Consider the following 24,223-nt stretch of genomic DNA (forward strand, 5'->3'; position numbering starts at 1 on the left):
GGGCTTCTGTGGTGGGCCCGCTCACCCCATGCCACAGAGATCTGCATGACCCCTTCTTCTGAAAGATTCACCCCCGCCTTCGGCCTCGGCAACCCCCACCTGCAAACACTGTGGGGGCCGTTGTGGCGTGCCACTACCCATATCGAGCGCCAACGCGAACGCCTGTGGCTGGAAGACGGCGATTTTCTCGACCTCGACTGGCATGGGCCCCATGACGCGCAAGCCCCCTTGGTGCTGGTGCTGCACGGGCTGACCGGTTCATCCAACTCGCCTTACGTGGCCGGACTGCAAAAAGTCCTCGCCGCACAAGGCTGGGCCAGTGTGGCGCTGAACTGGCGAGGCTGCTCAGGGGAACCAAATCTGTTGGCCCGCAGCTATCACTCGGGCGCCAGCGAAGACCTGGCCGCAACAATTGCGCACTTGCGCGCCAAGCGGCCATTGGCGCCGTTGTATGCCGTGGGTTATTCCCTTGGCGGCAATGTATTGCTCAAGCACCTGGGTGAAACCGGCGAAGCGTCGGGGCTGCAAGGCGCGGCGGCGGTGTCGGTGCCGTTTCGCCTGGACCAGTGCGCAGACCGCATCGGGCTGGGGTTTTCGCGGGTGTATCAGAAGCACTTCATGCGCGAGATGTTGGCGTATATCCGCGTCAAGCAGCGTCAGTTTTTGCAGGATGGTCGAGAGGATGGGCTAAAAACCCTTGAAGCACTCGGATCCCTGGAGAAGATGCGTACGTTCTGGGACTTCGATGGCCGGGTAACCGCGCCGTTGCATGGTTTTCTCAGTGCAGAGGATTATTACCGAAAGGCATCGAGTCGATATTACCTGGGCGACATTCGCACACCGACCCTGATTATCCATGCCGCCGACGACCCGTTCGTCTTCGCCCACAGCTTGCCCGAGGCCAGCGAGCTGTCGGCGTGCACCGAGTTTGAGCTGACGGCCAAAGGTGGGCACGTGGGCTTCGTCGATGGCTCACTGAAACGCCCCAGCTACTACCTGGAGCGCCGCATCCCACAATGGCTTAGGGCACATGTGGGAGGTGGCTTACACGGCAGGGAACTCAGTCGCCCGTAGCTATCGCCCGCGCCGGATCAGTAATCCACTCACTCCACGACCCCGCATACAGCTTGCCCAACGGATAACCCGCCAGGCTCAGGGCGAACAGGTTGTGGCACGCCGTCACGCCGGAACCGCAATACGCCACCAGCTCATCCGGCGAGCGGCCTTGCAGTTGGGCGGCGAAGCGCTGCTTGAGCTGTTCAGCCGGAAGGAAGCGGCCATCGGCGCCCAGGTTTTCGTTGAAGGCCGCACATTGCGCGCCAGGGATGTGCCCGGCGATCGGGTCGATCGGCTCCACTTCGCCGCGAAAACGTGCTTGAGCGCGGGCGTCGATCAGGGTCAGACCCGACTGGGCCAAGCGTTTTTGCAGGTGTTCGGCGTCCACCAGCAGGCGGTTGTCCGGCGTACCGGCGAACGTCCCGGGCTCAACCAGCGGCGCGTCCAGGCTCAGCGGGAAACCGGCGGAGTGCCAGGCCTTGAGGCCGCCATCCAGGATAAACACGCCATCGCGCTTGCCCAACCAGGCCAACAGCCACCAGGCGCGGGCGGCATAGGCGCCGGGGCCGTCGTCATACAGCACAATATTGGTATCTGCGCTGATGCCCCAGGCCCGCAATTGCTGAACCAAGGTGTCCGCCGCCGGCAATGGGTGACGTCCAGTGACGCCCTTGGTCACCGGGCCACTGAGGTGTCGCTCCAGGTCGGCGTATTGCGCGCCTTCGATATGCCCTTCGGCATAGCTGCAACGCCCGTAGTCCGGGTCTTCCAAGGCAAAACGGCAATCCAGGATCACCACCCCGCCGGCCTTCTGGCGCTCGGCCAATTGCTGGGGACTGATCAGTTGGGCAAGCGGCATGACGAACTCCTACGAATGCATGTGGGAAAGGTCTACTTCACTTCTTCCAGTGCCTGGTTCAACGGCACGTAAAACTCTTTGAACAGCGCATCCACCGCCTCTTTCGCCTGGGGCGTGACAAACCCCGCCTCCAGCACCAGCACCTGATACACCCCACGCTTGATCGCTTCGGCGCTCAATTGGGCGGAGTTTTCATTGGTGGTGCATAAGAACCGCACCCAGGACGTGAGGATGATCCAGGCATTGAGGGTCAGGGCTTCGGTTTGAACAGGGTCCATATTGAGGATGCCCGCGTCGACAAACCCCTGGTAGATCGCATTGCCTTGGACCAGGCAACGCTGGGAAAAACGCCGATAACCGGTGGCCAGTTCAGGGTCGCTCTCCAGCAGATGCTCAAGGTCGCGATGCAGGAAGCGATAGCGCCACATCCCGGCCAGCAAGGCCTGCAGGTAGAAACGCTTATCCTGGACCGTCGCGGCGCGCCCCTGTGGTGGGCGCAGAAAGCTGTCGACCAGCGCTTCGTATTCACGAAACAGCACGGCGATGATCGCCTGCTTGTTGGGGAAGTGGTAGTACAGGTTCCCCGGCGAAATTTCCATATGGGCGGCGATATGGTTGGTGCTGATACTGCGCTCGCCCTGCTGGTTAAAAAGCTCCAGGCTGGTTTGCACAATGCGCTCGCTGGTCTTTACTCGTGGGGCCATAGGGGGAATCAGCTTCTATACACGTGATGGGGCATCTTACGACCTATCCTTGCCAGGATAAATCTGCATGTTGCCGCAATGTTATTTGACAATTTAGAGCAATGACTCTAAAAATCCAGGCAGACCAATAACAATCGGTGCTGCGCCATGTCTGCCAACGTTGCCTACCTGCAGGACTCCCAGGTGCTGGATCAACTCCAGAACCTGTTCGACACTCAACGCCGCGCCTACGCCGCCAACCCCATGCCGCCAGCCGCGCAACGCCAGCAATGGCTCAAGGCCCTGCGCGACCTGCTCAGCGACGAGCGCCAGACGCTGATCAACGCGATCTGCCAGGATTTCAGCCACCGCAGCGCCGACGAAACCCTGTTCGCCGAATTGATGCCCAGCCTGCATGGCATTCACTACGCCAGCAAACACCTCAAGGGCTGGATGAAACCTTCGCGCCGTGCTGTAGGCATTGCCTTTCAACCGGCGTCAGCCAAGGTCATTTACCAGCCGCTGGGCGTGGTCGGCGTGATCGTGCCGTGGAACTACCCGCTGTACCTAGCCATCGGGCCGTTGGTGGGCGCGTTGGCGGCGGGCAATCGGGTGATGCTCAAGCTCAGCGAGTCCACTCCCGCCACTGGCGCGCTACTCAAAACCCTGCTGGCGAAGATCTTCCCCGAGGACCTGGTGTGCGTGGTGCTGGGTGAAGCCGACGTGGGCATGGCGTTTTCCAAGCTGCGCTTCGACCACCTGCTGTTCACCGGCGCCACCAGCATTGGCAAACACGTGATGCGCGCGGCGGCGGAACACCTTACGCCGGTCACCCTGGAGCTGGGCGGCAAGTCGCCCGCCATCGTTTCCGCCGATGTGCCGCTCAAGGACGCCGCCGAACGCATCGCTTTCGGCAAAGCCTTGAATGCCGGGCAAACCTGCGTCGCGCCGGATTACGTGCTGGTGCCGGAAGACCGCGTCGAAGGTTTCGTCGAGGCTTACAGCAAAGCCGTTCGCGGGTTTTATCCGACCCTGACCGACAACCCGGACTACACCGCCATCATCAACGAGCGGCAATTGGCCCGGCTCAATGCCTACATCAAGGACGCCACCGACAAAGGCGCCACGCTGGTTCCGTTGTATGAGCAAGGCCAGGCGCGCCGCATGGCCCACAGCCTGCTGCTGAATGTCAGCGATGACATGACCGTGATGCAGGACGAGATCTTCGGCCCCGTGCTGCCGATCGTGCCCTATCGCGGTATCGACCAAGCGTTTGCCTACATCAACCAACGCCCTCGCCCACTCGCCCTGTATTACTTCGGCTACAACAAGGGCGAACAGAACCGCGTGCTGCACGAGACCCATTCCGGCGGCGTGTGCCTGAACGACACCCTGTTGCACGTAGCCCAGGATGACATGCCGTTTGGCGGCATCGGCCCGTCGGGCATGGGCCATTACCACGGCCATGAGGGGTTCCTGACCTTCAGCAAAGCCAAGGGGGTGCTGGTGAAACAGCGCCTGAACGCTGCCAAGTTGATCTACCCGCCTTACGGCAAAGCCATCCAGAAGTTGATCCAGAAGTTGTTCGTTCGCTGATACCGCCACCTACGGGATAACAATAACAATGAACCCTAGCCTGACTGATTCACCCGCACTGTCGCGGCGCGGCGTGTTGAAAATCGGCCTGTGCGCCAGCGCCTTCCTGGCCACCGCCGGGCTTGGCGCCAGCCTCAGCGGCTGCTCCAGCAGCACACCGGCCAGCGGCTTTGCCCTGTTGCGCAGCAGTGATCTGCCGTTTCTGCGCGCGGTCATTCCGGTCTTGCTGGAGGGTGTAGCCAGCGCCCAGGAAGTCGCCAGCGGCGTCGAAGACACCCTGAAAAAGCTCGACTTCAGCCTGCAGCATCTGTCGCCGGAGATGTTCAAGCTCACCCAACAGCTGTTCGACGTATTGGGCATGGGCATTACCCGTGGGCCGTTGACCGGTATCTGGGGCAGTTGGGAGAACGCCAGCGCAGAGCAGATCCGCAACTTCCTGCACCGCTGGGAAAACAGTTACCTGAACCTGCTGCGCATGGGCCAGGGTTCGCTGCTCAAGCTGGTGATCATGGCCTGGTACTTCCAGCCGGCGTCCTGGGCCCATTGCGGCTATCCCGGCCCGCCGAAGATCTGATCTGCATCCCTCCACAATAAAAACAAGAGACGACCCTGATGCCCGTACCCGATCTGTTCCGCGAAGGCCTGGCCCGTGGCTGGAAAACCCACAACGGCGCCGCCCTCGACAATGACCTGACGCTGGAAGCCGACGTCGCCATCATCGGCAGCGGCGCCGGGGGTGGCACCACGGCAGAGATCCTCAGCGCAGCCGGCTACAAGGTGCTGCTGATCGAGGAAGGCCCGCTCAAGACCAGCAGCGATTTCAAGCTGCTGGAGGACGAGGCCTACGCCAGCCTGTACCAGGAAGGCATCGGCCGCATGAGCAAGGACGGCGCGATCACCATCCTGCAGGGGCGGGCAGTCGGCGGCACCACGTTGATCAACTGGACATCGAGCTTTCGCACCCCGGACGCCACCCTCGCCCACTGGGCCAGCGAATACGCGGTCAAGGGCCACAGCAGCGCCGAGATGGCGCCATGGTTCGAGAAAATGGAACAGCGCTTGGGCATCGCGCCTTGGGCTATCCCGCCAAACGCCAACAACGACGTAATCCGCAAAGGCTGTGAAAAGCTCGGTTATAGCTGGCATGTGATCCCGCGCAATGTGCGCGGCTGTTTCAACCTGGGCTATTGCGGCATGGGTTGCCCGGTCAATGCCAAGCAATCAATGCTGGTGACCACCATACCGTCCACCCTGGAGAAAGGTGGCGAGTTGCTTTACCTGGCCCGTGCCGAACGCCTCAACTACAGCGGCGATACCATCAGCAGCCTGGAATGCGTGGCCATGGATGAGCGCTGCGTATCGCCGACCGGCCGCAGGATCACGGTCAAGGCCAGGCATTACGTGCTATCGGGCGGCGGCATCAACAGCCCGGCACTGCTGATGCGCTCGGATGCACCCGACCCTCACTCGCGCCTGGGCAAGCGCACGTTCCTGCATCTGGTGAATTTCTCCGCCGGGCTGTTCGACGAGGTGATCAACCCGTTCTATGGCGCGCCGCAATCAATCTATTCCGACCACTTCCAATGGCAGGACGGCACCACCGGCAAAATGTCCTACAAGCTGGAAGCGCCGCCCTTACACCCTGGATTGGCCAGCACCCTGTTTGGCGGTTACGGCACTGGGAACGCGCTGGACATGAGCCAATTACCCAATACTCACGCGATGCTCGCCCTCTTGCGCGACGGATTTCATCCCGACAGCCCCGGCGGCACGGTAGATCTGCGCGGTGACGGCACCCCCGTCCTCGACTATCAGGTTTCGCCCTACGCCTGGGACGGCCTGCGCCGCGCCTTTCACAGCATGGCCGAGATTCAATTCGCAGCGGGCGCCAAGTCGGTCAAGCCGCTGCATCACGATGCACGCTACGTGAATACCTTGACCCAAGCCCGTGACCTGATTGACGGTTTGAACCTGGAACTGCATCGCACAACCCTGGGCAGCGCCCATGTAATGGGCGGTTGCGCCATGGGGGAAGACCCGAAGAACGCTGTGGCCGACAGCCTGGGTCGCCATCACCAATTGCGCAATCTGTCGATCCACGATGGCTCGTTATTCCCCACCAGTATTGGGGCCAATCCCCAATTGTCGGTGTACGGATTGACCGCGCAACTGGCCAGTGCATTGGCCGAACGTCTGAAAACAGCATGAAAAAACGCTCGATCAGCGGCATGTATCTACATAAGTCGACTTGGCCGACCGGGATGGCTGCGATACCATCCGGTTCCCCAACGGACTCCGCCAGGACGACGCGATGAACCGAGTGTTGTACCCAGGAACCTTCGACCCGATTACCAAAGGCCATGGCGATCTGGTCGAACGCGCCTCTCGCTTGTTCGACCATGTGATCATCGCGGTCGCGGCCAGCCCCAAGAAAAACCCGCTGTTTCCCCTGGAACAGCGCGTGGAGCTGGCGCGTGAGGTCACCAGGCACCTGCCTAACGTAGAAGTGGTAGGTTTTTCGACGCTGCTGGCGCACTTCGCCAAAGAGCAGAACGCCAATGTGTTCCTGCGCGGCCTGCGTGCGGTATCGGACTTCGAATACGAATTCCAACTGGCCAACATGAACCGTCAATTGGCGCCGGACGTTGAGAGCCTGTTTCTCACGCCGTCGGAACGTTATTCGTTCATTTCCTCGACGTTGGTTCGTGAAATCGCCGCTTTGGGCGGAGATATCACCAAGTTCGTGCATCCAGCCGTGGCCGACGCGCTGACCCTGCGCTTCAAGAAGTAAGACCACTCTATCGGCGCCTGCTCGCACTGCAGGCGCCAATGCGGCACAATTGCGCGCATTAGTTTTCAGATGCCTTGGCCGAGCGCCCTGGCAGGAGTTTCCATGTCCCTGATCATCACCGACGATTGCATCAATTGCGACGTCTGCGAACCCGAGTGCCCGAACGCTGCGATTTCCCAAGGTGAGGAGATCTACGTAATCGACCCGAACCTGTGTACCCAGTGCGTCGGCCACTATGACGAGCCCCAGTGCCAGCAGGTGTGCCCGGTGGATTGCATTCCGCTGGATGAGGCGCGTCCGGAGACGGAAGAGCAATTGATGGAGAAGTACCGGAAGATTACCGGTAAGGCCTGAAGATCTTTAATGCCTGTTAAGGTCTCATCGGGGGCTTGCCCCCGATGGCTATATCAGCCTTCACACATCCATTAGCTCTGACACTTGGGGCAAAACACACTCGCCCGCTGCCCCAGCACCACATTGCGCAGCTCAGTCCCGCATACTTTGCACGCCTCGCCACCCCGGCCGTAGACGAACAACTCCTGCTGGAAATACCCCGGCTGCCCGTCGCCACCGATAAAGTCGCGCAACGTGGTCCCGCCCCGTTCGATGGCGGCCGCCAGCACGCGCTTGATCTCAATCGCCAGCTTCAAATATCGCGCCCGCGAAATCCCCCCCGCCTCACGACGCGGATCAATCCCCGCGGCAAACAGCGCTTCTGTCGCGTAGATATTGCCCACGCCCACCACGACCGCGTTGTCCATGATGAACGGCTTGATCGCCATCGACCGCTTGCGGGACAGCTGGAACAGGCGCTCGCCATCAAACAGGTCGGTCAACGGCTCCGGCCCCAGGCGGATCAACAGCTCATGGTTGTGCGGATCCTGGCTCCAGAGCATCGCGCCAAAGCGCCGTGGGTCGGTGTAACGCAGGGCCATGCCCGACTCCAGCTCGATATCCACATGCTCATGCTTGGCTGCCGGCATACCGACTTCCACCAGGCGCAAATTGCCCGACATGCCCAAGTGACTGATCAAAGTGCCCACCTCGGCATTGATCAACAGGTACTTGGCACGCCGCTCCACCAGTACGATGCGCTGCCCGGACAGGCGCACATCCAGATCTTCCGGGATCGGCCAGCGCAGGCGCCGCTCACGTACGACGACGCGGCTGACGCGCTGGCCTTCCAGGTGCGGCGCAATCCCGCGGCGGGTGGTTTCGACTTCGGGTAACTCGGGCATGCGTACCTCTTGAAGGAAGGGTCAGTGTGCGCCCAGTTCGCGGATCGACAACTTCATGCTCTCAAAGTCGTAATCCGACAGGCCCACGTAGTCCAGCACGAGAGGGCCGACGGTTTCCCACTCGTGATCGACCGCCTGGTTGCCCAACACTCGATAGGACGAGCAGATGTGCTCGGCCATCTTCAGGATCGCCAACAGGTTTTTCAGCTGGGGATTGCGCGAGGACTCGTCGCTGAAAACCGCCAGGGCGTTGTGGTGGTTGGCGATGGCGTCGGTCACATGCTCCGGCAGGCGCCAGGACTTGGCCGTGTAGTAACCGACCACGGCGTGGTTGGTGTTGAAGGCATTGTTTTCAGTGTCGACCACGCGGCAGTCCGGGCCGGCATTGGCGTAAGCCTCTTCCAGCACCGCCATGTAGTCGGGGAAACGCTTGAGCATCAACGGCACACCACAATCGTGGAACAACCCCAGGGCGTAGGCCTCGTCCACTGCCTGGGAGCCCGTGCGCTTGGCCAGCGTAAGGCAGGTCATGGCCACATCCTGGGCGGTGTCCCAGAAGCGGTTTAGGGTGACGATGGTGTCGTCGCTCATCTCGCCCTTGATCGACAAGGCATTGATCAGGTTGATGATCGAACGGCTACCCAGCAGGTTCACCGCACGCTGGATCGAGGCGATCTTGTTGCTCAGCCCGTAATACGACGAGTTGACGATCTTGAGCAACGCGCCGGACAAGCCGGGATCCTGGGAGATCAACCGCGCGATCACTTCCAGATCCGGGTCGGGCATGTACTGCTCCATCTGCAAATCCACCATGATTTGCGGCTGAGGCGGCACGCTGATGCCCTGCAGGGCCTGTTGGATCTGTTCGGCTGAAAGCTCTTGGGACATAAGTACACACTCTGGGCTAGGCGAGGATTCTACCCCCTAAGCAGACATGGCCGACACCCACAACCCAAACTGAAACCCGACCAAATGTGGGAGGGGTTTGCCCCCCGACAGCATCAGCGCCGTACGTCAGATACACCGCGCCGCCTGCATCGCAGGCAAGCCAGCTCCCACATGAACCGGTGCGCAAGAGGTATACTCCCGCTCTTTTTTCCGGAGCGACGTCATGTCCCTGCCAAGCCTGCGTCTCAAAGCCAACGCCGATCGTCGTTTGCGCAACGGCCACCTGTGGGTCTACAGCAACGAAATCGATGTGGCTGCCACACCTCTTCACGGCTTCCAGGCAGGCGACCAGGCAATCCTGGAAGCGGCCGGCGGCAAGACCCTGGGCATCGTGGCCATGAGCCCGAACAACCTGATCTGCGCCCGCCTGCTGTCGCGCGACATCAAGTTGCCGCTGGACAAGTCGCTGCTGGTGCACCGCATCAACGTTGCCCTGTCCCTGCGTGATCGCCTGTTCGACAAGCCCTTCTACCGCCTGGTCTACGGCGATTCCGACCTGCTGCCGGGCCTGGTGGTCGATCGTTTCGGCGACATCCTGGTGGTACAGATCGCCTCGGCGACCATGGAAGCCCACAAGGAAGACGTGATCGCTGCACTGACCCAAGTGCTCAAGCCGAGCGGCATCCTGTTCAAGAACGACTCCGCCGCACGCGACGCCGAAGGCCTCAACCGCTACGTCGAAACCGTATTCGGCCTGGTGCCGGAGTGGGTCGCGCTGGAAGAGAACGGCGTGAAATTCGAAGCCCCGGTGATCCAGGGCCAGAAAACCGGCTGGTTCTACGACCACCGCATGAACCGCGCGCGCCTGGCACCGTATGCCAAAGGCAAACGCGTACTCGACCTGTACAGCTACATCGGCGGCTGGGGCGTGCAAGCCGCGGCCTTCGGCGCGAGTGAAGTGTTCTGCGTCGATGCCTCCGCATTCGCTCTCGACGGCGTGGAGCGCAACGCTGCGCTGAACGGCGTTGCCGAGAAAATGACCTGCATCGAAGGCGACGTGTTTGAAGCGTTGAAAGAACTGAAAGCCAGTGAAGAGCGCTTCGACGTAATCGTCGCCGACCCACCGGCCTTCATCAAACGCAAAAAAGACATGAAAAACGGCGAAGGCGCCTACCGCCGCCTCAACGAGCAAGCCATGCGCCTGCTCAGCAAGGACGGCATCCTGGTCAGCGCGTCGTGCTCCATGCACCTGCCGGAAGACGACCTGCAAAACATCCTGCTGACCAGCGCCCGTCACCTGGATCGCAATATCCAGATGCTCGAACGCGGCGGCCAGGGTCCGGATCATCCGGTGCACCCGGCGATTGTCGAGACGCGCTATATCAAGAGCATCACGTGCCGGTTGTTGCCAAACAGCTAAAGCCAAGCACAGATAAAAATGTGGGAGGGGGCAAGCCCCCGATAGCGGTGGATCAGTCAGCAAATCTATTGCCTGACACTCTGCTATCGGGGGCAAGCCCCCTCCCACATTTAGACCGGAGCCTATTTCTTACAGCTGCAAGCCACGTTAAACCAGGAAGCCTCCCACAGTCGTTTTGATTGAATTCCACTTTTCGCAGACTAGTATCGGTTTCTGGTTTTACTCCGGAAAACAACAACAATGTCTGGAACCACCCTCTCCCGCTTTATCCTGATCACCTGCATCTCCCTGATCAGCTTCTTCCCGATCAATATCCTGCTGCCCTCTTTCCCAGCCCTGGCGACAAGGTTCGACACGCCTAGCGCAGACATCGCACTGTCCATCAGCCTGTTCACCCTGGTGTTTTCGATCTCCCAACTGGTCGCGGGTCCGCTGTCGGATAAATGGGGGCGCAAGGAAGTCCTGCTCGGCTGCATCACCTTGTCGATCCTCGGTGCAATAGGTTGCGCACTGGCCCCGGATTACCTGAGCTTCCTGCTGTTTCGCGGCGTGCAGGCCATGGGTTGCGGGTTCTTCGTATTAGGCCACGCGCTGGTGGAAGATCTGTTCGACGAGCAGGACCGTGCCCGCATACGCCTCTATTACATGACCTTGAGCGGCTCATTCGTTGCACTGTCGCCGCTGATCGGCTCCTGGCTGCAAACCACCTTCGACTGGCAGGGCAGCTTCTATGGCTTTGCCCTGATGGCGTTGGGCATGTTGATTCACGCGCTCTGCGTCCTGCCGTCCAAGTCTGCCAGCCCGCATCACGCGTCCGTATCGATCATCAACACGCTGAAAGCCGTGGCCCGCAACCGCGATTTCCTGCGGTATTGGTGGATAGCCGCACTGGTATTCGCCTGTTATTTCGCGCTGATCAGCGTGACGCCGCTGATTTTCATGGATGCGCTGAAACTCTCCGAATACCACTACGCGCTGGTGCTGATGGTGTACGGCGTGGCGTATCTGCTGGGCGGCGTTGCCGCATCGTTTTTGCAGAAACGCATTTCGCTGTCTCGACAAATCAACATCGGCCTCGGACTGCTGCTCGTTGCGGGTGTGCTGCTGACTCTGATCGTCAGCTACCGGGCCATCAACACACTGAGCCTGTTGATCCCGATGCTGATCAGCGCCCTGGCCGTCACCCTGGTCCGCCCCGCCGCCATTTCTGCGGCGATGCTGCTGTTCTCCAGTCGCGCGGGCACAGCGGCGTCGGCGGGCAACAGCATCATGTTCCTCACCGCCGCCGTGAGCAGCGCGGCGCTGGCCCAGACGGGCGATCACCTGCTGTTGACCATCGCCCTCAGCTTCATTGTCCTCAGCCTGTGGGGGTGGGTGACCAACCGTCGAACCGGGCGCGCTTAAGGCTGCCGAATCACCGGAGTGAGCAACATGTCGCTGGACTGCAATTGCAGATAGCGCGGCTTGACCAAGGAAACCTTGCCTTCGCGGATGTCGTGGATCAGCGTTTCAGTGTCGACGTAACCGTCCGGCAGTTGCGTCCACAGCAGCGGGCCGCGGTCGTCCCATTCGCCCTGCTCGTCCAGTACGAAAATACGCGGCGGCTTGAAGTCATGACGATAGCTTGTGCGGGGTATCGCCAGCACTTCAGGCTGGCCATCCCTGTCGAGATCGACCGCCCACAGCACACAACCAGGCGCGCAAGGCGCATCGGTGTCCAGGCTGAGTTCGGCAAACTGTTCGCTGCCTTTGGGCGCCGGGCCGATCCATTCCAGTTCGGGCTTGGGCCGCTCGGCCCGTTCCTTGGCATAACGCTCAGTGAAACTCAGTGCCGTGTCGTCCATTCGTTCACGCAAGGCGCGGCGCGAATCCGGGTCCAGAATGCGCTCCTGATCCAGGTCGACCTGCAACTTCGCATACGCCTCCTCGCCCGCCTTCTCCAAGCCAAACCGCAGGTAGTGCGCATCGAACGCTTCAGCCTTGGTGCGCCCGTCAAGCAAACGCCGGACCTGATCGTTGACGCTCAGGCGCACCGGATCGAGGATCGGCGTGTTGATCAACACCACCAGCCCACAGAACAGCAACGCCAGGGCCGGGTTGGTAATACGCAAGTTGCCCAGCCAGACCGGCGAGCGCAAGGCCACCGCCCATACTGCCGCAAGGCCATACAGGCCACACAGCAGCGCCGCCGCCAGGGCGACGAAGCGTTGCGGCGACAGGGCGTACTGCTCGACCCGCAGCCAACTTGAGTAAAACGCCAACGCGGACAGGATCGGCAGGCATAGCAGGCTCAACTCGATAAAGTACGTCAGCCACTTAGGATACGGCCGGGCTTGGACGCCCTCCTGGAACACGCCGTTGAGCAAGAACAGCTGCACGCCGGCCAGCACCAACAAGATCGGTGTGGAATAGCCCGTGGCCCAGATCCGCTCCAGACCGGTGAACGGCAAGGTCAGGGTAAACAGCACACTGATCAGTGCGATCAACGGCAACAACAACCCACACGCGCTGAACAGCATGCCGCGCATCTGGCCGATGATTTTCTCGCTGCGCCCGCCCAAGTACATGCCCAAGGCGAATACCAGCGGCAGGCTGATACACAGGAATAACTGGCTCCAGAAGTGGTGCTCGAAGAACTCGATACCCAGCATCAGGAACAGTCGGCCCCATAGCTTGAGCAGCAACATGAACACACCCACCAGAATCAGGGCGTACAGCACGATAAACACACTGTTCCAGGCTTGTTGGAACAGATCTTCATAGCGCCAGCGCTGCCCTTTTACAGCGGGCCAGGCAAACAGAAACGTCGCACAGACGTAACTCAACACCACCACGCTGATGAACCAGGAGTTGATCATCCAACGGTTATTGCCGACATGGTCCAGGCCATAGCACACCCAGAACGTCATGCCGCCCATCAACAGGGTGAACGCCAGCGTAGGCAACAAGGAGCGCCACTGTCGGGCTTTTTCCCCCAACAGCTGCAAGGTGGTGCCACCCACCAACACCACGGTGTAGGTGACAAAAAACAGCGTCTCGCTCAAGCGATAGAGCTGGTCGGAGAAATAGAAGACGATTCCCTGGATCAGGCCGATCAGCAGGTAGAACCCAAGAAAACGATGGATACCGGGCATTCCAATTCCTTTGGAGTGGGGTGAGGGCAAAGGGCCGCTAGTCTAAACAAAGACTTCGGCCCTGAATATTGCCCCGTTCCCTCCAGCCGCCAGCGGTGTAGAATCGGCCCTATTCATCGCCAGTCATCCCCCGGCGGGTTTATGAGCTCAAGGCCAAGGCGCACGGCGATCCCGTCACGTTTGCGGCAACTTCCGGACACCAGTGCCATTTTTTCGGGTGTTCCAGACGTCAACAGAAGCTCACTCCCCAGTAGTACCTGATTAGTAGTTACCTGATTAGCCGCCCGGAGTGCTCCATGCCAGATTACCGCTCGAAAACATCCACCCACGGCCGCAACATGGCCGGCGCGCGCGCACTGTGGCGTGCCACGGGGATGAAAGATGACGACTTCAAGAAGCCGATCATCGCGATTGCCAACTCGTTCACCCAGTTCGTACCGGGCCACGTCCACCTCAAGGACCTGGGCCAACTGGTCGCCCGCGAGATCGAACGCGCTGGCGGCGTGGCCAAGGAATTCAACACCATCGCCGTGGACGACGGCATCGCCATGGGCCATGACGGCATGCTGTATTCGCTGCCGAGCCGCGAGATCATCGCCGACTCCGTGGAATACATGGTCAACGCCCACTGCGCCGACGCCATCGTCTGCATCTCCAACTGCGACAAGATCACCCCCGGCATGCTGATGGCCTCCTTGCGCCTGAACATCCCGGTGATCTTCGTCTCCGGCGGCCCGATGGAAGCCGGCAAGACCAAACTCGCCTCCCACGGCCTCGACCTGGTCGACGCCATGGTCATCGCCGCCGATTCCAGCGCTTCTGACGAGAAGGTCGCGGAATACGAGCGCAGCGCTTGCCCGACGTGCGGCTCGTGCTCCGGCATGTTCACCGCCAACTCGATGAACTGCCTGGTGGAAGCCCTGGGCCTGGCCTTGCCGGGCAACGGATCGACACTGGCGACCCACAGCGACCGCGAGCAGCTGTTCCTGCAGGCCGGCCGCACTATCGTCGAGCTGTGCAAGCGTTATTACACCGAGAACGATGACTCGGTACTGCCGCGCAACATCGCCAACTTCAAGGCGTTCGAAAACGCCATGACCCTGGACATCGCCATGGGCGGTTCCACCAACACCATCCTGCACTTGCTGGCCGCCGCCCAGGAAGCCGAGATCGACTTCGACCTGCGCGACATCGACCGTCTGTCCCGTCACGTGCCGCAACTGTGCAAAGTCGCGCCGAACATCCAGAAGTACCACATGGAAGACGTGCACCGCGCTGGCGGGATCTTCTCGATCCTGGGCTCCCTGGCCCGTGGCGGCCTGCTGCACACCGACCTGCCGACGGTGCACAGCAAGTCCCTGGCCGAAGGCATCGCCAAATGGGACATCACCCAGACTGACGACGAAGCCGTGCACACCTTCTTCAAGGCCGGCCCGGCGGGCATCCCGACCCAGACTGCGTTCAGCCAGTCGACCCGTTGGGACACCCTCGACGACGACCGTGAAAACGGCTGCATCCGCAGTGTCGAGCACGCCTACTCGCAAGAAGGCGGCCTGGCCGTGCTGTACGGCAACATCGCCCTCGACGGCTGCGTGGTCAAAACCGCCGGTGTGGATGAATCCATCCACGTCTTCGAAGGTCGCGCCAAGATCTACGAAAGCCAGGACAGCTCGGTACGCGGCATCCTCGCCGACGAAGTGAAAGAAGGCGACATCGTGATCATCCGCTACGAAGGCCCGAAAGGCGGCCCGGGTATGCAGGAGATGCTGTATCCGACGTCGTACCTCAAGTCCAAAGGCCTGGGCAAAGCCTGCGCCCTGCTGACCGACGGCCGCTTCTCCGGCGGCACCTCGGGCCTGTCCATCGGCCATGCTTCGCCGGAAGCTGCTGCGGGCGGCGCGATTGGCCTGGTGCAGGATGGCGACAAGGTGCTGATCGACATTCCGAACCGCTCGATCAACCTGTTGATCAGCGACGAAGAACTGGCGGCACGCCGGGTCGAGCAGGACAAGAAAGGTTGGAAGCCGGTTGAGAAGCGTCCACGTAAAGTGACGACCGCCTTGAAGGCTTATGCCCTGCTGGCCACCAGCGCCGATAAAGGTGCCGTGCGCAATAAGGCAATGCTTGATGGGCTGTAAGCCCCATCGATAGCCTCGAAAATGCCCCGATCTCCGGGGCATTTTTTTTGTCCGGCGCTGGAACCCAACACCATCAGCTACCAATAAATAAACTGACCCTACCGAGCTCAGCACTGCAAAGGCCCGTTCGTGATCTCGGTTTTCTAACAGGTAACGCTTATGCCCAGAATCGCGCCCCCCTCTCCTGTCACGGTTTCCATGCCCCTCCAGCATCCCCCGCAACACACAGAAAACCCGCCGCCAAAAGGGGCAATGCCTCTTGATGAGCATTTCTACCTGTTCCAGGGCCCCACACAGCAGTCTTCCAGAAAGCTGATCATCAGCGCCCATGCCGCCTACTTTCCGGGTATGAACTTAAAAGTGCCGGGGAAGACATCTCTTATTTTTTATGGTCCGGATGGTCATTCGCTGCAAGACCCCACCCTGGGCGCCGTAGCCCGGGAAACCGTCGAAATTTACGAGAAAACCCGTCCTGGTGGAAAAGTCCGAAATTATATGCTCGGCAAATATCAGGAAGAGTCTTACAACAACATTCGGTATACCGTGAGCAACTCGGACTTCGACGTGCTGACTGTGCGCAACCGGAAAAAACCTTCACTCACCCTGAGGAACATTACTATCACTTTGCAGGACGCCCTCACGGCGGTGAATAACAAGGGGCTGCAGTATCAAGAGATTCACGCTTCATTCTGTCGCCCGAACGTACTTAATCCTGCTGCCCCTCTATACCGTGCGCCTTTGCGTAAAGGAAGCTGCAACACAGCTCAGGTAACTCAAGGCGATGCAGGCTGAAATACCGCGCGTAAAAAGTGCTCCGCCAAGGCCGGGCATTTTTATGCGGATGAATTCAGAACTGCGGTGTGTAGGTCATGGTGAACATCACATTACGTGGATCGCCATAGTAGTTGCTGCCCCAGTTCGCGTTATACGCCGGGATGTAGTACTTCTTGTCGAGCATATTGTTCAGGTTTGCCGCCACGGTGAATTCCTGGTTGATCTTGTACGCCACCCGCGAGTCCCACAGCGCATTGCCCGGCACGCTGAACGTGCGGTCGTAGGCTTCGGTGCTGCTTTGCGCGGTCACGCCGGCGCCAACGCTGACTTTGTTCCAGTCGCCCGGCAGTTGGTAATCACCCCAGACCTTGAGCAGGTGCTTGGGGGTCCAGGTGCTGAAGATCTTGCCTTCGTAGGTGTCATCCTTGAGGAATTTGGTGGTGTTGTAGGTGTAGCTGGAGGCCAGCTGTAAGCCTGGCAGCACTTCACCGCCCAGTGTGGCTTCAAAGCCTTGGCTGCGGACCTTGCCCGAGGCGACCGAGCAGTACCAACCATTGCAGTTCATCGGCCCTTGCAGGTCCTGGACACCACGGTTTTCCTGGTCATAGCGGAAGATGGCAAACGAGGTGTTGAGCCGACCTTCGGCCAACTCGCCCTTGATGCCCAGCTCGTAGTTTTTGCCTTCGATGGGTTTGAGCAACGAACCGGAAGTGGTCAGGTTGGTTTGCGGTTCAAAGGCGTCAGCGTAGCTGGCGTAGGCCGACCACTGCTCGTTCAGGGCGTAGACCAGGCCTGCATACGGCGTGACCTTGCCAGTGGTTTGCGTGGTGCTTTTCTCGGCTGCGTTATACACACCGCCAAACCCGCCCTGGCCAATATAGGCATAGTCATACCAACTGGTGCGTGCACCAACAATCAGGGTCAGTGGGTCCAGGATTTTTACGCGCCAGGTGCCATAGATGCCTTTCTGACGGATGTCATACCAGCTCTTGGAGGCGGCGCCGTCCCTGAACAATTGCGCTGCGTCGCGCTGCGGGCGGTTGTGGTCGATGTTGAAGATATCCGCACCTGGATTTGAAGCGCGTGCCCACTGGTCATTGGTGGTGAGTTTGGAATAGTTGGCCCCCAGCACCATCTCCTGCTGCAAACCCAGCCCCTCGAACTTGCCGTTTACATACACATCGGCGCCGCGGCTCTTGGTATTGAAATCGGTGATCCAGTCCACGTAGGGCACAGTGCCGCCGCCGACAGGCACGGTGTCCCATGTCGCCTGGTAGGTTGCGTCGTTGTGTTCATCCATTGCCACCAGCGCCGCTTTCACCTTCCAGTCCTCGTTGAAGCGATGCTCGATATCGGCAAACACCTGGGTCTGGTTGTTGACGTTACGGTTCCAACTGGCGCCGACAAAGGTCGAGCGCGACAAGCCGATGTCGCTGCCATCGGCGTAACGCGGCAACGACATAAAGTTGGGGCGCGAATGGCCTTTCTGGTTGCTGATGCCTACGCCGACGGTGGTGTCCGGCGTGAAGTCATAGTCGACAGCGCCATAGACCGTCTGATTCCAGCCACCGACGTAATCGACAAACGAATCCGTGGTGTCGTAGTCAGCCACAAAGCGGCCACGCAACGTGCCTTCGGCGTTCAGCGGGCCGCCGGCATCCACTTGGGTGCCGTAGTGGTCCCAGGACCCCGCTTTGGCGGTGATGGTCACGGTCGGTGCCTGCTGGCCGCGCTTGCGCACCAGGTTCATGGTGCCGCCGGGGCTGTTGGCGCCTTGCAGCAAGGCAGCCGGGCCGCGCAGGGTTTCGACACGGTCGTAGATCGCCATGTTCTCGGTGAGGTAGCTGCCCAGCGTGTAGGTATTACGCGGGATGCCCACGCCGTCGTATTGCAGGGTGCCGACCTCAAAACCGCGGGAGAAGATAAACATGCCGGGGCCGGGAGATTTGGTCGCGGTCAGGCCAGGCGTGCGTTTGACCACCTCGGAGAGCTTGGTGGTGTTCTGGTCATCCATCTGCTTGCGGGTCATGACGCTGACCGATTGCGGGATGTCCTTGAGCTTTTGCTCGCCCTTGCCCAGGGTTACGGCGCCTGTGGTGTAGGAACCGCTGTCTTCAGTGGTCACGCCAAGGCGTTCGGCGCTGATGGTGGTGGCGCCGACTTCGATGGCGGAGCCTGTGGCCACGGGTTTTTCCAGGGTCACGGTATCGGCATTGATGAACGCCGCCCTCAAGCCAGTTCCACCGAGCAGTTGTCCCAAGGCTTCGCGTTGATCCACGGTGCCTTTTACACCCGGCGACATCACCGCTTGGGTCAACTCCCCGGACACCAGCACCTGCACCCGCGTCACCGCCGAAAACGCCGCCAACGCACGATCCAGGCTTTGCCCTGGAATATCAAAACGGTACGTCTGGGCCTGGACAGTCTCGGCGGCGTGCAAATACAGCGGCGCGGTGCCGCTGGCCAGTGAGATAGCCAATGCCAGCAAGGGCCGTGCGGCGAATCGGTGTGCCATGGATGGTGCTCCCCGGTGCAAAAAAGTCTGTGATCGGCGCCGCACTACTTGAGAGTGCTTACTATTTACGCCTCAGTGATCAAGGACGACCGCTTGGGGAGAAACCCTGAAAGTTTTTTCAAAAAGTTGCGTTCAAGACGCCCGGCCTTCGCGCAGCACCAGTAAATACGGGGTGTAGTGTTCAGCGTGCAGGTTGAGGGTGAACTCCAGCGCCTTGATCACGGCCTCGGGTTTGTCGATTTCAAATACACCGGACACCACACGGTTGCGCAGTGCATCACCGAGTACCAGGGTTTTGCCAGGCCAGTAACGGTTCAACTCGCTGACCACCTCGGACAACGGCTGCTGGCGAAACACCAGTTGCCGCTGACGCCAGGCAAAGCCGCTGGCCGGGTCGAAACCCTGCACGGCGGCCAGTTGCTGGCCCTGATACTCCACCGCACGACCTGGTTCCAAGTACACCGGCGCGCCGTTTCCGGCGCTGACCTCGACCTTGCCCTGCGCCACTTGCACCCGCGTCTGCGCATCACGGCGCGCCACGCTGAACTGGGTGCCGACCACCTTCACCCAACCATCGCCGGACTGCACCACAAAGGGCCGCGCCGGGTCCTTGCTCACGTCGAAGAAACCTTCACCGCGCAACAAACGAATCTGCCGTTCGCCCGCGCTCATGCGGATCTGCACCGCGCTGTCGGTGTTGAGTTGCAGGTGCGAGCCGTCGGCCAGTTCGATGGTGCGCGTCTCACCGGTGCCGGTGGCATAGTCGGCGTGCAGGCGGTCAAGCCAGGGGGTGTTTTGCACGGTCAGACCCAGCGCCAGCAGCACGGCAGCAGCGGCGGCCCAACGGTGTACCGGTCTGCGCCAGGCGACTTGCTCCGCCCGGCGAACCCGACGCGCCGGTTCGCGCAGGCCGCCAAGCATCGCCTGCACTTCCTGCCAGGCTTCATCCTGTCCATTGCCCTGCCCCAGCCAGACGGCAAAAGCGTCCAGCTCAGCGGGCGTGACGTCATCGGCCTGCAAGCGGAAATACCAGCCGGACGCTTCGGCGAACAGCTCGTCAGCAGTGGGTGTGGCAGTCATGACCGACGTCCTTGTGCATCGCAGGCAAGCCGCGTCTTGATGTAGGCGCGGCATTCAATCAAGGCGCGACGCAATTGGTATTCCACACTGCGCGGGGTGATCGACAGGCGTTCACCAATATCGCGGTAGGAAAGTTCGTCAACATGATAGAGCAGGAAGATCTGCCGAGTCGCTTCGGGCAGCGCCAGGATCGCGTCCTGCATCAGTTGCTCTTGCTGGTAGGCGGCCAATTGTTCATCGGCACCGGGGTTGCTGCACGGCAGTTCTTCGCTGGGCTCGCCGGCGTCCAGGCGCTCACGGCGAATGGCCTGGCGCTGGTGGTCGCGCACCAGGTTGCTGGCGATGGTGAAGAGGAAGGCTGGGAGGTTGTCGATCTTCTCGCCGGACTCCAGGCGCGCCAGGCGCAGGAACGACTCCTGCGTCAGATCGGCAGCCACTTGGGCACTGCCGGTGCGGCGGGTGACGAAGGCTTCGAGAGCTTTCTTCTGCTCCGCGAACAGGCGCGCGATCTGCGAATTCCAGGAGGACACAGCACTACCTTGAGAAGAACGGAGGGTTCAGGAAGTGCGCACGCTAGCAGAGGATGAGATTGGTTCGCAATTGATATCTATTTCTTGCAGTTCTTCAGCTAGCCATCGGGGGCAAGTCGAATCGTCGCACCGCCCCTCCCACATTTCGGTTTGTGAATACAGTCAAGTGTGGGAGGGGCTGCCCCCGATTAGCAGGCAACTCGGTCTTACTGAATCTCCTCCGGCTTGACGATCACCCAGTTCTTGTCCGCCGTCACCGGCAACCCTTCCTTGGCCTGCGCCGCCGCGTGCTTGGCCATCATGCCGTTGAGTTGGGTCATGTATTTGTCCTTGCGGTTGATCCACAGGTGCACGCCGCCCTTGGCCACATCCACATCGTGGAACAGCATGTAGCCGTCGCTGGTCGGTGTGTCGCCGCCGACGATCACCGGTTTTTTCCATTCGTCGATGTAGGTGAGGATCGCCGCGTGTTTGCCGGCCATCCAGGTTGCCGGGGTCCACAGGTACGGCGTGAGTTCCAGGCCAAGGTTGGCTTTCTCGTCATACTTGCCGGCGGTGATCTGTTTGCGCGCCGTGGTCAGCTCGCCGGTCTTGCGGTCCTTGAGCAGCGTGCTCACGCCGATAACGTTTTCGGGTTTGACGTTGTAGCCGTACTTCGGATCCGCCGCGACCATGCGCACCAGTTCCTCGGAAGCGGCGGTCATCACGTACACCTCGATGCCGTTTTCCATCAGCTTGTTGTACAACTCGGTCTGGCCGGTAAAGACTTTCGGCGGCTGCACCTCGGACTTCTTCACCACATCGCCTTCGAAATAGCTGACCGGCACGGGCTTGCCGGACGCCATCAGCTCATCCACCTGGACCTTGAGTTCCTTGAGGGTGAAGCCGGAAAACACCTGGGCAACCCACGGGTAGCAGACCATGTCGTCCACTTCGCACAGACGATAGTAGTAACTGAACAGACTTTCCTTATGGTCGGCGGTGTCTTTGAACGGCATAAGCTTGAGCGAAGGATCGAGGCTGTCGCGGGTGATCAGGCCCTTGTTTTCCATGTAGGGCAGCAAGGACTCTTCAAGGTCGTAGCGGTAGCTGGTGTTGTCCATGTCGAACACCGCGTAGTTACCCTTGTTGGCGTTGGCGGCGATCATGTCGTTCAGTTGCTTGGCGGCAGGCGCGGGCCAGTGTTTCAACTCGGTGGCGGCAAACGCCTGGCTGGCGAGTCCCAGGCACAGTGCGGCGGATACCAGTAGTTTCGGCGCGAGCTTCATCGGCGTTGTCTCCCTGAGTGAAAGACGTCGACGCTAACAAATCCACGTGACAGTTCCCATGTTGAGCACGACTGCGCACGTCCTGATCCCGCCAGCGGCATACACCTGAGCGTCAACGGCTTATTCCAAAAACGACAGTTGCCATTCCATATCGGTATTAAATCAATAAATATCAAGCTGTTAGGCTTTCCGGTTCGCAATCGCAGGCTCTCGCGATTGGCTGCCTTCTCAACGGAGCTTCAATGAATCTGCCCCTGATTCTCAACTTACTGGTGTTCGTGGCCCTGCTGTTGGGCCTGGCACAAACCCGCCGCACGAACTGGAGCCTCGCCAAGAAGGTCCTGTTCGCTCTGGTACTGGGCGTGGCGTTCGGTGTGGCGCTGCACAGCATTTACGGTGCCGGCAACCCGGTGCTCAAGGCCTCCATCGGCTGGTTTGACCTGGTCGGCAACGGCTACGTGCAATTGCTGCAAATGATCGTGATCCCGCTGGTATTTGCCTCGATCCTCAGCGCTGTGGCGCGTCTGCATAACGCGGCGTCCCTGGGCAAGATCAGCTTCCTGACCATCGGCACGCTGCTGTTCACCACCGCGATTGCGGCGCTGATCGGTATCGGCCTGACCAACCTGTTCGGCCTCACCGCCGATGGCCTGGTGGCCGGCACCCAGGAAATGGCGCGCCTGCAAGTGATCCAGAGTGATTACGCGGGCAAGGTCGCCGACCTGAACATCCCGCAACTGCTGCTCTCGTTCGTGCCGTCGAACCCGTTCGCCGATCTGGCCCGGGCCAAGCCGACGTCGATCATCAGCGTGGTGATTTTCGCTGCATTCCTGGGGGTCGCCGCGCTGCAACTGCTCAAGGATGACGTGGAAAAAGGCCAGAAAGTGCTCAACGCCATCGACACCCTGCAAGCCTGGGTGATGCGCCTGGTGCGCCTGGTGATGAAGCTGACGCCGTACGGCGTATTGGCGCTGATGACCAAGGTGGTCGCCGGTTCCAACCTGCAAGACATCATCAAGCTCGGCAGTTTTGTGCTGGTGTCGTACCTGGCCCTGGGCTTGATGTTCGTGGTGCATGGCCTGCTGCTGTCGCTGGCCGGGATCAACCCGCTGCGGTTTTTCCGCAAGGTCTGGCCGGTGCTGACCTTCGCCTTCACCAGCCGCTCCAGCGCAGCAGCCATCCCGTTGAGCATTGAGGCGCAGACCCGCCGCCTGGGCATCCCGCAATCCATCGCCGGGTTCGCCGCCTCGTTTGGCGCGACCATCGGCCAGAACGGTTGTGCCGGTCTTTATCCTGCGATGTTGGCGGTGATGGTAGCGCCGACCGTGGGCATCAACCCGCTGGACCCGTTGTGGATTGCGACCCTGGTGGCGATTGTGACCCTGAGTTCGGCCGGTGTGGCGGGCGTGGGCGGCGGAGCGACCTTTGCCGCGCTGATCGTGCTGCCGGCCATGGGCTTGCCGGTATCACTGGTGGCGCTGCTGATTTCCGTTGAACCGCTGATCGACATGGGCCGTACGGCGCTGAACGTGAACGGCTCGATGACGGCGGGCGCGATTACGAGCCAGATCATGGGGCAGACGGATAAAGCGCTGTTGGATGCCGATGAGCATGGGGAATTGGCGCAGGCCTGATAGACCGCTATCGGGGGCAAGCCCCTCCCACATTTGGAATGCATTTCAATGTGGGAGGGGGCTTGCCCCCGATGCTTTCAGGCCCTCTCCCAGACCTCAAAGTTGTAAGCCGGCTTATCCCCTTCAGCCGGATTCTCCAGATTTGAAACCAGCTTCCACTGGCTCATATCAAACGCCGGAAACCACGCATCGCCCTCAGGGCTCAGCGCCACCCGCGTCAGATACAGGCGATCCGCCTGCTCCAGCCCCTGCGCATACAACTGCGCACCGCCGATCAGCATCAGCTCATCCACGCCCTGCTCCAGCGCCCAGGCTTCAGCCCGCGCTACGGCGGCATCGAGTGACGGAAAAACTTCCGCACCTTCCAGCGCCAGGTCGGTCTGACGGCTAACCACCAGGTTCAAGCGCCCCGGCAACGGTCGGCCCAGGGAATCCCAGGTCTTGCGCCCCATGATGATCGGCTTGCCCAGGGTGGTGGCCTTGAAATATTTGAAATCCCCCGGCAAATGCCAGGGCATGCTGTTGTCGACGCCGATCACACGGTTTTCACCGAGGGCTGCGATCAGGCTTAAAGGGAGAGTTTTTTTCATGGCGACGAGAATACCAGAGCCCCGAGCCA

General features: G+C 60.6%; 21 protein-coding genes. 11 read left to right on the forward strand and 10 right to left on the reverse strand.

Features of this window, described 5'->3' with window-relative positions; all coding sequences use genetic code 11:
- Positions 1–45: 45 nt before the first annotated feature.
- Positions 46–1,074, forward strand: coding sequence for a hydrolase (locus tag AOA60_RS19670; RefSeq protein ID WP_099585859.1), 1,029 nt, complete (start codon positions 46–48; stop codon positions 1,072–1,074).
- Here AOA60_RS19670 and AOA60_RS19675 read toward each other — a convergent pair.
- Positions 1,061–1,915 carry a sulfurtransferase gene (locus AOA60_RS19675; RefSeq protein ID WP_099585860.1) on the reverse strand — a complete coding sequence of 285 codons (855 nt, stop codon included), beginning with the start codon at positions 1,913–1,915 and terminating at the stop codon, positions 1,061–1,063. The genes AOA60_RS19670 and AOA60_RS19675 overlap by 14 nt on opposite strands.
- 32 nt (positions 1,916–1,947) lie before the next feature.
- A complete protein-coding gene (locus AOA60_RS19680; protein WP_099585861.1) occupies positions 1,948–2,619 on the reverse strand; it encodes a TetR/AcrR family transcriptional regulator in 672 nt (223 codons plus the stop codon).
- Positions 2,620–2,766: 147 nt separating this feature from the next.
- Between AOA60_RS19680 and AOA60_RS19685 the strand changes: the two genes are divergently transcribed.
- The 5 genes from AOA60_RS19685 to AOA60_RS19705 all read left to right on the forward strand — a co-directional run bounded on the left by AOA60_RS19685 (position 2,767) and on the right by AOA60_RS19705 (position 7,339).
- Entirely contained in the window at positions 2,767–4,194 is a 1,428-nt protein-coding gene (locus AOA60_RS19685; RefSeq protein WP_099585862.1) for a coniferyl aldehyde dehydrogenase, read from the forward strand.
- A 28-nt stretch (positions 4,195–4,222) separates the two neighbouring features.
- Positions 4,223–4,768: a twin-arginine translocation pathway signal protein gene (locus AOA60_RS19690; protein WP_099585863.1), complete on the forward strand. Its 546-nt coding sequence runs from the start codon at positions 4,223–4,225 to the stop codon at positions 4,766–4,768.
- Positions 4,769–4,806: 38 nt separating this feature from the next.
- The gene (locus tag AOA60_RS19695) at positions 4,807–6,402 is read left to right on the forward strand and encodes a GMC family oxidoreductase (protein WP_099585864.1); all 1,596 of its coding nucleotides are present in this window, start codon (positions 4,807–4,809) and stop codon (positions 6,400–6,402) included.
- Between the two features lie 103 nt (positions 6,403–6,505).
- Positions 6,506–6,985 (forward strand): pantetheine-phosphate adenylyltransferase, encoded by a 480-nt coding sequence (coaD, locus tag AOA60_RS19700; RefSeq protein ID WP_003234650.1) that lies wholly within the window; start codon positions 6,506–6,508, stop codon positions 6,983–6,985.
- A 102-nt stretch (positions 6,986–7,087) separates the two neighbouring features.
- Entirely contained in the window at positions 7,088–7,339 is a 252-nt protein-coding gene (locus AOA60_RS19705) for a YfhL family 4Fe-4S dicluster ferredoxin (RefSeq protein ID WP_057723493.1), read from the forward strand.
- Positions 7,340–7,410: 71 nt separating this feature from the next.
- On the opposite strand, the gene mutM is transcribed toward AOA60_RS19705, so the two are convergent.
- Entirely contained in the window at positions 7,411–8,223 is an 813-nt protein-coding gene (gene mutM, locus AOA60_RS19710; protein WP_099585865.1) for a bifunctional DNA-formamidopyrimidine glycosylase/DNA-(apurinic or apyrimidinic site) lyase, read from the reverse strand.
- Between the two features lie 21 nt (positions 8,224–8,244).
- A complete protein-coding gene (locus tag AOA60_RS19715) occupies positions 8,245–9,057 on the reverse strand; it encodes an HDOD domain-containing protein (protein ID WP_177411581.1) in 813 nt (270 codons plus the stop codon).
- A 277-nt stretch (positions 9,058–9,334) separates the two neighbouring features.
- On the opposite strand from AOA60_RS19715, the gene AOA60_RS19720 reads away from it, so the two are divergent.
- Positions 9,335–10,531 carry a class I SAM-dependent rRNA methyltransferase gene (locus AOA60_RS19720; protein WP_053127951.1) on the forward strand — a complete coding sequence of 399 codons (1,197 nt, stop codon included), beginning with the start codon at positions 9,335–9,337 and terminating at the stop codon, positions 10,529–10,531.
- Positions 10,532–10,771: 240 nt separating this feature from the next.
- Positions 10,772–11,935: an MFS transporter gene (locus AOA60_RS19725; protein WP_099585867.1), complete on the forward strand. Its 1,164-nt coding sequence runs from the start codon at positions 10,772–10,774 to the stop codon at positions 11,933–11,935.
- Here the strand turns inward: AOA60_RS19725 and AOA60_RS19730 are convergent.
- Positions 11,932–13,665 (reverse strand): DUF4153 domain-containing protein, encoded by a 1,734-nt coding sequence (locus tag AOA60_RS19730; protein ID WP_099585868.1) that lies wholly within the window; start codon positions 13,663–13,665, stop codon positions 11,932–11,934. The two genes, AOA60_RS19725 and AOA60_RS19730, sit on opposite strands and share 4 nt — an antisense overlap.
- A 296-nt stretch (positions 13,666–13,961) precedes the next feature.
- Here AOA60_RS19730 and ilvD point away from each other — a divergent pair, with 296 nt between their 5' ends.
- Entirely contained in the window at positions 13,962–15,803 is a 1,842-nt protein-coding gene (ilvD, locus tag AOA60_RS19735; protein WP_032884175.1) for a dihydroxy-acid dehydratase, read from the forward strand.
- A gap of 159 nt (positions 15,804–15,962) precedes the next feature.
- The gene (locus AOA60_RS19740; RefSeq protein WP_143522469.1) at positions 15,963–16,595 is read left to right on the forward strand and encodes a putative adhesin; all 633 of its coding nucleotides are present in this window, start codon (positions 15,963–15,965) and stop codon (positions 16,593–16,595) included.
- 55 nt (positions 16,596–16,650) lie between these two features.
- On the opposite strand, the gene AOA60_RS19745 is transcribed toward AOA60_RS19740, so the two are convergent.
- From AOA60_RS19745 to AOA60_RS19760, 4 genes are all read right to left on the reverse strand, one after another.
- On the reverse strand, positions 16,651–19,092 hold the full coding sequence (locus AOA60_RS19745) for a TonB-dependent siderophore receptor (protein WP_099585870.1): 2,442 nt from the start codon (positions 19,090–19,092) through the stop codon (positions 16,651–16,653).
- Between the two features lie 132 nt (positions 19,093–19,224).
- Entirely contained in the window at positions 19,225–20,172 is a 948-nt protein-coding gene (locus AOA60_RS19750; RefSeq protein ID WP_099585871.1) for a FecR family protein, read from the reverse strand.
- The gene (locus AOA60_RS19755) at positions 20,169–20,702 is read right to left on the reverse strand and encodes an RNA polymerase sigma factor (protein WP_099585872.1); all 534 of its coding nucleotides are present in this window, start codon (positions 20,700–20,702) and stop codon (positions 20,169–20,171) included. Before AOA60_RS19755 ends, AOA60_RS19750 begins: the two co-directional genes overlap by 4 nt.
- A gap of 206 nt (positions 20,703–20,908) precedes the next feature.
- Positions 20,909–21,970 (reverse strand): phosphorylcholine phosphatase, encoded by a 1,062-nt coding sequence (locus AOA60_RS19760; RefSeq protein ID WP_099585873.1) that lies wholly within the window; start codon positions 21,968–21,970, stop codon positions 20,909–20,911.
- Positions 21,971–22,212: 242 nt separating this feature from the next.
- Here AOA60_RS19760 and AOA60_RS19765 point away from each other — a divergent pair, with 242 nt between their 5' ends.
- Positions 22,213–23,604: an L-cystine transporter gene (locus AOA60_RS19765; protein ID WP_099585874.1), complete on the forward strand. Its 1,392-nt coding sequence runs from the start codon at positions 22,213–22,215 to the stop codon at positions 23,602–23,604.
- A 77-nt stretch (positions 23,605–23,681) separates the two neighbouring features.
- Here AOA60_RS19765 and AOA60_RS19770 read toward each other — a convergent pair whose 3' ends face one another.
- A complete protein-coding gene (locus tag AOA60_RS19770) occupies positions 23,682–24,194 on the reverse strand; it encodes a dihydrofolate reductase (protein WP_099585875.1) in 513 nt (170 codons plus the stop codon).
- Between the last annotated feature and the right edge of the window lie 29 nt (positions 24,195–24,223).

This window comes from Pseudomonas sp. 2822-17 (assembly GCF_002742485.1).
GTDB lineage: Bacteria > Pseudomonadota > Gammaproteobacteria > Pseudomonadales > Pseudomonadaceae > Aquipseudomonas > Aquipseudomonas cyclaminis.